Annotated in this window: 7 protein-coding genes; 1 reads left to right on the top strand and 6 read right to left on the bottom strand. The window is 35.9% G+C overall.

Annotated features, from left to right (window positions below; genetic code table 11):
• Positions 1-1336: site-specific integrase (locus HMPREF2660_RS08765; RefSeq protein ID WP_221403273.1), on the top strand; the 1336-nt coding region annotated here is incomplete at its 5' end.
• Between the two features lie 11 nt (positions 1337-1347).
• On the opposite strand, the gene HMPREF2660_RS08760 is transcribed toward HMPREF2660_RS08765, so the two are convergent.
• The 6 genes from HMPREF2660_RS08760 to HMPREF2660_RS08740 form a co-directional block, all read right to left on the bottom strand.
• Positions 1348-3147, bottom strand: coding sequence for a hypothetical protein (locus HMPREF2660_RS08760; protein WP_070486790.1), 1800 nt, complete (start codon positions 3145-3147; stop codon positions 1348-1350).
• Positions 3125-5197, bottom strand: coding sequence for a hypothetical protein (locus HMPREF2660_RS08755; protein WP_070486788.1), 2073 nt, complete (start codon positions 5195-5197; stop codon positions 3125-3127). Before HMPREF2660_RS08755 ends, HMPREF2660_RS08760 begins: the two co-directional genes overlap by 23 nt.
• Entirely contained in the window at positions 5197-9576 is a 4380-nt protein-coding gene (locus tag HMPREF2660_RS08750) for a phage tail tape measure protein (protein WP_070486786.1), read from the bottom strand. The genes HMPREF2660_RS08755 and HMPREF2660_RS08750 overlap by 1 nt, the downstream gene beginning before the upstream one ends.
• An 82-nt stretch (positions 9577-9658) precedes the next feature.
• Positions 9659-9829, bottom strand: coding sequence for a hypothetical protein (locus HMPREF2660_RS11000; protein WP_168160804.1), 171 nt, complete (start codon positions 9827-9829; stop codon positions 9659-9661).
• Positions 9819-10085, bottom strand: a complete 267-nt coding sequence (locus HMPREF2660_RS08745; RefSeq protein WP_070486785.1) for a hypothetical protein — start codon at positions 10083-10085, stop codon at positions 9819-9821. The genes HMPREF2660_RS11000 and HMPREF2660_RS08745 overlap by 11 nt, the downstream gene beginning before the upstream one ends.
• A 189-nt stretch (positions 10086-10274) precedes the next feature.
• Positions 10275-10913 (bottom strand): hypothetical protein, encoded by a 639-nt coding sequence (locus tag HMPREF2660_RS08740; RefSeq protein WP_070486783.1) that lies wholly within the window; start codon positions 10911-10913, stop codon positions 10275-10277.
• Between the last annotated feature and the right edge of the window lie 34 nt (positions 10914-10947).

The raw sequence follows: 10947 nt of genomic DNA, 5'->3' as shown, positions 1-10947 counted from the left end.
GGTCAGGGGTTCGAATCCCTTCGCGATCACAAAGTATCGTTCTAAAGTATATAAGTTATTGGTTTCCAGCATTATAACTTTTATTGAAATGGAACGAAACATGATTTTAACGGCACGAACAAGCCTAATAGGAACGAAAAGGGAACGGAAATTCTATTTTCGCCCTATGAACTATAAATTTACTCTGCACAACTATGTTCGGAAAAAAGACGGCAAGGTTGTTTTGTATCTCGAATTGTCGCATGACGGGAAAAGAGTGAAAGAGGCTATCCAGGATGTATATATCAATCCAAACAGATGGTTGGAGAAAAAACAACGACTAAGAGCTGTTTCTAGAGAAGATGTTAGAATTAATGAAATTCTAGATGAAATAGAAAATAAAATTCTAAGCATCAAGACCAAATACTCACGGGATGGAAATGTTTTGACACTCGATAAATTCATTGAGGAGTATAAAAATTACAACTCTTACATTGATTTTCTTGACTTTATGGATAGAGAAATTAATGGAGAGACCAAAATAATGAAGCCAGGATCTGTCAAGGCTAACCGTGCTGTTTATAACAAGCTAAGAGGGTGGAAGTCTCAAATACTATTCTACGAGATTGATGAAGATTTTTTCAAAGACTTTTTAAACTATTGTAAAAATGATTTGAAAAATGTTAGAAACACAATCAATAAGAATATTGTCGTAATAAAAAAATACCTAAAAAAAGCAAAGAAAAAAGGCATTAAACTCAGCATCGATCTAGATGATGTTAAGATTAAATCGGTTACAGCTGATAGGGTTGACTTGAATATTTATGAAATTAGAAAATTAATGGAGATGTTCCAGTATCCAAGGAATTTGACCTATCCAGAATTCCATGCTCTTGGATTATTCCTAATTTCTTGCTTTCTTGGTTTGCGTTATCAAGACTTAGAGGACTTTAATCTCAACAAAATTCATAACGATATAATAATCCTCACAATGAACAAAACAGAAGAGCCATTGCGTATTCCTGTAACTCCCGGAGTGAAAAGAATCATCTATTCTTTGGATTGGTCTAGAAAAATATCCTATCAAAGAAGTTTGGATCATCTGAAGAGTGCCGCAATGAAGGCTGGAATCAAAAAAAGGGTATCCTTTCACGTTGGTAGGCATTCTTTTGCAACTAATTATGTTAGGACAGATGGTAATGTTATTAAGTTGCAGAAATTGCTAGGTCATAAAAACATAAAAACAACCATGATATATGTGCATCTAAGCCAAAATGAAAGAGATGAGCATATTTTCAAGTTAGATGAGATTCTTTCAGGAAATGATTTTAATGATAAAAAGGAAGTGGAGCAATAGCTCCTCTTTTCTTATCGAATGAGATATGTTTCTACATCAACTTCTTCTTTCCCTAGGTATTTTTCTCTTGTTATTTTTTTGACGAAATGATTATTATTATAACAGAATTTTTCTTTTTTGATATCGAAATCTAATAGTTCTGTCGTGTAACAATTGAAATGCCACATGTATTGCAACGTTAATATTCTGAATCGTAAGAATGCTTTGTAATCTACTTCATACACATTTGGTATTAGAAAATCTGTCATTTCTAGTGTGTAATTAGTAGTTGTAGAATCATTTCTCAGTATACCGAAAATCATAGCATCATCATCATTGATAATGGTTGCTGATAGAAGATTGTTTCTTGAAGTTACGGGTAACGGAATAGCATTGATAATTATTTCTTCTGTGTTATCGTTTATTTTTATGTTTTCAGTCTGAATTCCAGATTTTGAGATAAAAGCTTCTTGAAACTTGTATTTCTCATTAGCTTGGTCTTTGAATTTTATCAAAAAAGAATCTCCAGAATCTGTTCGTCTTTCTTTTGAGTGAGCCTCGAAGTCCTCCCAATTATCGGCATCCCTTTTTCTTCGCAGAATCCTTTCTACCTTATTCATCGTTACATTATTACCATTTACTGTGAAGTCATAATTGAACCATTTCATAGTGGTTTCAATAAATTCTCCTTGTGTTGTATCTGGTAATGAATTCTTGAGATCTATTACTTGAGAATCGATTACGAAATCTATAATACTGCCATCTTCGTTATAGACTTCAATTGGTATAATTTTCAATTCTGCCTTCTCGCTACTCCGATGATAATCGTAAGCATATATTTCTAATTTAGAGCCTCCTTTCTTCGTTGTAAACTCCACATTGACATCATAGGACTGTCTGCCAGACCTAGAGAATATCAATTGACCATCTAGGTAGATGAATGCTCTAACATCATGATGCTTCCTACCCCAATTATGAATTAGCCCTCTCATTCTGAATTTACCAAAATGCAATATCTCCTGCTCAGCAACCCATCGTCCATACTGCCAACCCTTGCCAAGTCTATGACGAAACCCTTCTCTTATGTAACTCTCCAAACCTATAATCCATTCTATAGATTCTGGACGATCTGTTTGTACATATTTTCTTGAAGTACCCACGAGTAATTTCTCTAATTTTTTATCATTGACAATGTCGCCTGATAGAGAAAAACCAGCCTGATTGATGATGGTTTTCAACAGGTAGAGCCAATATAAGTTGGGTCTAATAATCGTGAGGTTATACACCACATTATTTTCTACATCGATTGTATTTTCTACGAATTCTCCATTTTCCATCAAATTGAAACTCCCTTTGAAATTAGCATAATTCAACTCAGATTGTGGATACTGGTCGGTATGTATGCAAGGGAAATATATATTTTCTTCTGGATAGAATTTCGAATTTATTTCTTTGGCATATTCCCGAATATTATTGGTTGCTATCAGTGGAAAATCCAACTCCGTTAATTTATTTTCCCAGTTAGGAAATGTTTCAAATCCATAGAATAGAGAAAACTCGAATGTATTATCGAACAAAGAAATAATTTCGAATTTAGCAGAATGAAGTTTGCCAAAGTCATTGAAGATTACATCAAATTCTGTTTCATAATCTTCGGCATTATCCGATTTATATCGAAGAAAAAAGGGATCAATAGAATAGGGCAACTCTTCTGGTAGAGAATAGCCGTTGACAATATTAGTAGTGAACCAATTATTTTCTTCTGTAATATTAATTCTCTTGCTGGATAGGTCAATCTGAAAGAGTCCATCAACTTGTGAAACAATCATCATAACTACTTTGGTTTATTTCAAATTCCAAATCTTCACTATATAAGTAATTCGCACTATCAATCATACTGAACTTTTCGCTAACAGGTATAATCTCAATCATATTTCCGTCTCTTAGCATCCAGCATTTCTTTGAGTTCAATATTTCATTAATCCTTACGATATCATCAATGAAATAGTAGCCAGTGTTCCATTTGAATCTTATATTTTTTTCTGAATCCAAGTTTTCTAAATGATTCTCATTATTTCTATGCGTATGGTATGTAATTTTCGGCTCAAAATTATAAGCCCCACACATCTCGAATATCTGTGGTAAACCCCAATAGTCAATGTAGAGGATATGATTAGAAAACATTGTTTCTGGTATTATCTGATAGACTGCCGATTGATTAGCCATATTAATATGAACGATGTTTCCTGCCTCCAAATCTAGCTTTGAAAGGTCGTAATAGAGAGAGTAGATTCCTAGCTTATCATCTTGATTAGCACTTATTTCTTCTACCAATTCTGAATTAACGAAAATCTTCAATTGCGAGCTTCTCTCTTTTACTAGAAAATGCACCAATACTTTTCCTTTTGATGTTGCCCTACAAATTTTCCCCTCTAGGTTAGATAGTAATCCCGTATTGTTGTCGTTCAATGTTCTAGGTCGGTGTCCCATCATATAGAATTGTGCTGGTAGATTGTACCAATACACCACATCGTTAGTCTCATAGTTCAATTCGGTTACCTTCATTTCGAAACGGGCAAAATCATACATTTTTTTCAGTTGCGTTTCGCTCGAATGAAAATTGAAGTAATTGATTTGATTAGTAAATAGATTATAATAATCGTGAATGTAATTACCTAGATTGAATTTTGCTTTGTTATCGAAAAAATAAAGATTAATGGCATTTTCAATCTCTATTCGCTTATTCAACGCATCAATTACTTTCCCTTTCAACTCAATTTTCAGATAGTTATTCTCGTTTCTTTGGTAGGCTGATAATTGCAGAAAATCTTTGTCTTTGGTGAAATGCAATTCTTTATCAAACTCAGAGTTCCAGTAAGAATATATTTCAAAATCTACCGTTATTTCTGCATCCTGTCTATTATCGCTGAATAGTATGAATCCTTTATAAAATCCTACCGAAATATCATCTGTAGTAATTGAACGAATTTTATAGGATCGGATTCCCTCTATTTTATTATCCAAAACAACCTCTAACCAATCGGGCTTTGCTACATTAATCGTAGATTCTGATGAATAAACCGTGATGGTTTGCCAATCTGAAAAGCCTGTAGCTTCTAGATGAGAAAATTCTAGATAATCTGTCGACACCTCTAATTCATTGGTATTGGTAACAAGCACATTGAGTAGTAGCGACGCTAGGATTTTATTTACTTTTCTAAAAACTACATCAACTTGATTATTACCATAAATGAGTTGGTTTGAAGCAGTTGTCGAAAATTCTAGTTTCACATTTCCTGCATCGATCCTCTTGGGTAAAGGCTCTCCATTGACAAGAATATGAGACGGCCCAGTAATAGTATAATCTGTATCGGACTTAATATTAATTTCTGCAATAGTAGAAGTATTATTACCTCTTGTGTAGTGGATAGTATCTTCTGTTTTATTAATCTCAAATTTATAGATAGTCGGCGCCGAAATAGCTAATCGGATGCTTATATCTTTTGTTTGGACTATCTCCCAATAGGTGTTGTTTTCTCTTCTCATCAACATAACTGTGATATAGCCAGTATAATTCCCATTAGGAACGTTTGATATATCGTTTGTTTTGAGAAGGATTGTTTCTGATATATTAGCAGAAGAATTAACAGAGCTATTAATATTCTGAAGACTGAAAAGGTCGTAGCCATACTCATTGGTGCCAACCTGATATTCTATTCTATATTCTACAATTCCATCCTTTATTGGGTCTATAGCAGAAGCAGAAGTATTAATCGATATCTCTCTTTCTAATGGGGTATTATCCGTCTGACTGAGAACAAATGAAGATGGATTGGTGTGTATGTAATAGGTAATTTCTTTACCTCCTATAATTTTTGCCATTATTTATTTCTTTTTGCTTTGAATTTTTTCAACCGTTCTAGACTTTTATCAATCTCGGCTGCATTCCTATAATCTGAAATAACTCTTGCGTCTATTCCTTTCTCTTTGATATCTGATAAAACTTCATAATTCAATGTCAATAACGCTTTTATTTCTCCATTATCAGCTGACGCAACATTCGGGTAATAACCATCTTCATAACCTTTCACTCTTTGGATATCATTTGCGAGTGCATACTTTAGGTCCGGGTCCATTTTTTTCCAAGTCGGCCCATCGATTATCATCTCCGGGAAATGTTGTCCTTGCTCGCCTGCTAAGAAGTGCGTTGGACGATCAACTAGACCTGTTTTAGCAATGCCACCCTTTTTAGCCCTGAATTTCTTTCCGTCTTGCTCTCGAATGACATCTAAGTATCCATCCTCATAACCTTTTGTTGGCAATGGTTGTTTAGCAATCATGGCAACCTGTAATCCTCCTAGTGCACCAACAATACCCGCAAGAATAACATTTGGTAAGGCTTTCGTTATTGCAGAAGCTGTCCCCATAATAGCTGAAACCAACGCCATTTGCTTCTCTCTTTTAGCTTGTTTGTATTCGATTTCTGCTTTGCGTTTGTTGTAGGCATCTTCCAGCTTTCGAACTTCTTCGTTATAGGTAACTTGATTGATATAGCCTTGGTCTAATTGCCGTTCTAGAGCATTTCTTTTTCTGTTTGTGTTTTCCTCGAAAATTCTCAAGTTTCGATTTTCATTCGCGACTACCAATTTGGCGTATTGTGCATACGCATTTTGCATTAATCCAATGGCAGCTGCAACTTCTTCGAAACCTATTCTACCTTGCTCAATATGCTCATATAGTAATTGCCAGTCATCGGGCGAAAAACCAAAGATATCTGCATTGAATTTATTAAGTGTACTACTTCCGCTATCTTCTGTGCCTCTACCATTCAAGTTATTTTTAATGATCAAAAGTTCATTGAGTTCGTCTCGAATCACTTCTATCTTTTCTATGAACTCTTCTTTTTGCTCATCTGTAAGTAAGTCTAGGTCGATACCTGAAGAAACACCACCTTGCAGAATATCTTCCATTTGGCGGAGTTGCTCTCGCAAGAACTCTTCCTGTTGCTGTAGTGTTTCTTTCTCATACTGTGCATCTAGAGCTTTTCTTGCTTCTTGCCAAGTGGTGATTCTAGCGAGTTCTTTTTCAGATTTGCTTCTCCGAAGAATTTCCTTTGCATCTTCTAGACTCTCTATTCCTGCTAACTCTTCTCTTTGTTTTCTTCCTAATTCTTTTACTTTTCTATCAGCACCTTTCGTTAGTTGATCAATAGATTTCAATTCAAACTCACGACCTAATTTCAATAAGTCTTCATTGTATTTCAATTGCTGTTGAGCGATTAGGTCATTGATTTCTGCATTTTTGATTAGAAATGTTTGCTTCATATTATCAAGAGCAGAAACCAATTCGGTATCTCCTTTTTTAGTGGCTTTTATTTTTTCTTCATCGATGTTTTTCAGAGCCTCTTCTGAGATAAGTTGTTTTCTAAGGTCTTCTATTTTTCTTTGATGTTGCATATCTAGCGTAGCTCTTTCTCGCTCAAAATAATCATCTAGGCTTGCGATTTGCAGATCTTCATATTCACGTTTTATTGCCAATATTTCCTCTTCTGACTTCTGAATCTGACTGAGTAAATCGCTATAATAGCGGTCGCGTTCTCGCTTTTCTTGCTCCCTTGCACGCTCGGCATCTGATTTTCCTCTTGATGCTCTGGTTTGGGTAGTTGTTTTACCAGCTGTCGAAGTTCTCGGAAGGTCAGGGGTAGACACTTCTGTTATATTGGTTGTTTTCTCGTCTTCTATACCCAGAAGAGCGTTCAACTCTTTTGTATCTCCTGCTATCATAGCAGTTAGTCTCTTAGCCTCTTCTGAATCTGCCTTGAGATTTTTCAATGTTGCTTCGTTGAAAGCTATTCGGCCTCTAATAAGATCTGTTTGTGTTTCTTGCATTTTGGTAGCAACATCCAGCTGTTGTTTTATCTGATTGTTCTGAGTTGTTGCTTTATTAATTTCATCTTCAATCATTTTCTTATTTCTACCAATATCAAATCCAAGCAGTTTACCATCAGAACCTAATCCTCTACCGGTTCTAGTTGTAGCATCCTTTTCTATTTTCAGCGCTTCTATTTTTGTTTCATTCTTCAAATGCTCTTTATATAATTCTGTTTTAAGAGCTACCACAGCTTTTGCTTTCGCTAATGCGTCTATATGTTTTATATAACTTTTGATTAGGTTGATACTCTCATTGGTTTTGATATTTTCCAGCGTCAAAGTATCTAGATAACCATTCGTAATAGACTTCAGAATCTTCAGTGCTTTTTGTTTTTGCTCCAGTGTGGCATTTTCATCATTCAATGTTTTCTGTAAAGCATCTATCTTGTTCTTATGATTAGCGGTAGAATCAGCAACTTCGTCTTGTATTTTTTTGGTCACCTCTAATTCTGCGTTCACTTCTTCCGCTGAATCTCTGAATAGGAAAAACGCCGCTGTTGCAGCAGTTAATAATGAAATTAGAGCTCCCCATGGCGAAGAGAATAAAACTGCATTAAGAGCCTTTACTTGTGCAATCGCTCCCTTCACATTTCCTGCTAACAATAGCTGTGCGGCTGCATAGAGTTCAGTTTTTATAATTGATATAGCAGTAAGTGCTTGATTAATTTTCAACTGAGCATTATAGAGAGCTGTTCCTGCTGCATTCCTATTCGTCCATATAGCAACGAGTTGTAGTGCGGCTTTGTAAGAAACAAGACCAGCAACAATAACAGAAACCACCTTTGCTAGTAGGACAAGATTGTTTCTCCATTGTGCTCCTTTATGATCTGTATCTTCAATTGCTCCGATAAGTTTTGCAAACCAACTTACACTTTCTGTTAGCCATTTTACTAGTGTGTCGGACGTGAACCACCCAGCCGTTGTCTTCTTGATCTTATCTAATATTGCAGCAAGATTATTATTTTTGATGTTGTACTCATCTGCTAGCGATGTAGCCTCTAGCATAGCAATGTTAGCCGTTTCTTGTCGACTTTTCAGAATGTCAAGATTATTAGCCAAAGCAGATAGTGCTTGCAAACCTCTTGTGCCTCCTGCGTCTAGTTCTTCCATTTTCACGAGCATTTCTTGCATCCCTGCAGAGTTGCCTTTGAGCCCTTCTAGAAACTTAATCATTGCTGCATTCGAGTCTTCGGCTAGAAGTTTATTGAAATCTTGGATAGATACACCCGCAATCTTAGCATATTCTGCTGGATTTTTGAACATATCCATAACAACCTTATTCATCGCTGTACTGGCAACTTCGGCAGACTGCCCTAGCTCGTCGTATGTTGCAGCATACCCAAGATTGTCGGCTGAGCTAATTTTGGCTTGCGATGCAATACCGGCCATCCTACTCATATAATCTACCAAGAAACCAGCTTGATTGGAACCTGATGCTGAAACCTCGTTGATTGCAGAACCCAAAGCCTCCATAGCTCCATTGAAGTCTTTTGCAGTTTCTTCACCGACACGGTATGTCGTTACAAGTTTACCTACTTCTTGTATTTGCGTATCGTTCAGATCGTCGCCGAGTGCTACTTTTAGTCGGTTTGCTACTTCTACAAATCCCGCCACGTCTTCTACTGAGTCTTTCCCTAATCTACCAGCCTGTTCGGCTAAGCTAAGTAACTCCACACGAGATGTACGGGTGTTGATTTTGGATAGCTCCACATTGAGCTCGTCTATTTGTTTAGCCGTTAGCCCGGTCACTTTCATTACATCGGCATTGGCATCGGATAGTTTGCCGGAATAGTCTAGCCATTTCTGGAGAGAGTAGGTGAGTCCTGTAATAGAAGCAGCTACACTCAGAATCATTGTTTGGTATTTATTCATCCAATTGGCCGCACTAGAGAATGTAGATTGTTTCGCTCTACCGGCTGTGCCTAACTCTCGCAATCTCGCAGTAGTTTGTTGCAGTTCGGCATTTAATTTTTTCCAAGGTTCTGATCCTGGAACCATACGATCTAGCTGAAATCGTAAATCCTTGGCGTGTTTTTTTAGTTGCTGAATTGTAAGAGCATTGATACCGATTTCACCTCTCAACGATTTCATCCGCTCTTCGTTGGCTTTTATAGCTGCGTTGTTTTGTCTTATTTCGGCGGTAATTCTCTTGTATTCTGCCGTTTCTTTTTTCCCAGCCGCTTCTAGTTGTGCTTTTTCTTTACGTAGATTTTTGTTGGTCTCTATATAATTTTTGGTAGCCACATCCAAGTCTCTCAATTCTCGTTGTGCTTGATTATCCCCAATAAGTATATTGACTCTTATATCTTCTTCGTGTATTCTTTTTGCCATGTTGCAGATTTTCTGCAAAATCTCTTATTAGAAGGTAAAATCTGCTGACACATGAAAAAGCCACTCGATTGAGTGGCTTGTATTAAAGTAGAACTATTTTGGTAAATTGTTTGTCATTTGGCTTAGCGGTTATGTATTGGTCTTCATCCACGAGAATCATTAGATTGAGTTTCGGATCGAATTTCCAAAGAGAACCTTCGTCAATTTCTATTCCTTGAATAGAGATGATTGACACGTTGTTTCTATAGGTCATCTTTCTTTATTTTTTTGATGAATGCTACTAACTCTTCTGGATCTCTATCTAATGCTCTAACTACGTGCATAAGGTTGGTTACCGTAAGGAAAACGTCCGTTCTATACTCTACATCGTCTGCGTGGTTGGTTGAGAGCCAATCGTACATAAGTCCCTCCATTGCGTTCAGGATATCTTCTGGAGAACTGGTGCTGAAAAGGTTGGTTAATGAATTTGCGAATTCTTTTCTAAAAGATTTGCTTACTTGATTTGACATAACTGTTGGGTTTTTTTAATAAAAAAAGGCAGGTCGCTACCAACAGTCTTATCGCTAAGAAGTCATGGGACTTACACCCATTCGCCTGCCATATTTTAAGTTTGTTTTGATACATTGATATGCGATAATTAACTATTGGTGAAGCAAAGATAATAAAAACATTTTCATATGTGCAAGTAAATAGTGTAATTATTTTTTTGATGCTACAAGTTTTGTATTAATACTATCATAAAGCTTATAAGCGCCATCTACGGTATTTCCTTCGAATTCTAGAATAACTTCTGAGCCTATATTAGGGTTATTTATTTCTAATACTAAATACATAAGATTCATTTTTTCTTTCTTTTTCCATGCAAAAGCTAGAATCCCTACTAGTAGCAATCTTTTTACTCCTACACGAGATTGAATAGTTGTTTTATTCTCTAAGCTTACCTTATGAATATCTGATAATGGGATCTCTACAAACTCTTCTTTTTTTATTTGGCCATGTCTTGTTTTATAGAAGTATAAACGATCTTCCCCTACGAAAACATCCAATCTGTCTATTGGTTCATTCTGCCCTATAAAGCCATAGAGATATTTACCGGCATACATAAATTTACTAGGATCGATACCTTTTTCAATTAGTTTCTTTTTATCTATTTTCGATTTAGCAGAACTCGATATTGCCGCTCCAATTAATGCTATCCCTGCAAAAATAAGAAAAGGGTAGAAGGGGAGAGAGTCTGAGGCCATAAGAATAATAAAATAAATAAATGCTAGGATTACTCCAATTAACGAAATTGAGCAACCTTTAATCTCTTTGTTTTCTAGTTCATTCGTTTCCATTTGTGTTTTTTTTACAAATCTATAAAAAAAAGCA

It is taken from the genome of Weeksella sp. HMSC059D05 (assembly GCF_001809725.1).
Classification (GTDB): domain Bacteria; phylum Bacteroidota; class Bacteroidia; order Flavobacteriales; family Weeksellaceae; genus Weeksella; species Weeksella virosa.
The sequence above is the reverse complement of the archived record's forward strand: the minus strand, read 5'-3'. Positions and strand labels throughout refer to the sequence as shown.

Bases quoted from the DNA above. Each gene is read 5' to 3' on its own strand.
- HMPREF2660_RS08745 (WP_070486785.1), bottom strand. From the start codon at position 10,085: ATGTCAAATCAAGTAAGCAAATCTTTTAGAAAAGAATTCGCAAATTCA.
- HMPREF2660_RS08740 (WP_070486783.1), bottom strand. From the start codon at position 10,913: ATGGAAACGAATGAACTAGAAAACAAAGAGATTAAAGGTTGCTCAATT.
- HMPREF2660_RS08760 (WP_070486790.1), bottom strand. From the start codon at position 3,147: ATGATGATTGTTTCACAAGTTGATGGACTCTTTCAGATTGACCTATCC.
- HMPREF2660_RS08755 (WP_070486788.1), bottom strand. From the start codon at position 5,197: ATGGCAAAAATTATAGGAGGTAAAGAAATTACCTATTACATACACACC.
- HMPREF2660_RS11000 (WP_168160804.1), bottom strand. From the start codon at position 9,829: ATGACCTATAGAAACAACGTGTCAATCATCTCTATTCAAGGAATAGAA.
- HMPREF2660_RS08750 (WP_070486786.1), bottom strand. From the start codon at position 9,576: ATGGCAAAAAGAATACACGAAGAAGATATAAGAGTCAATATACTTATT.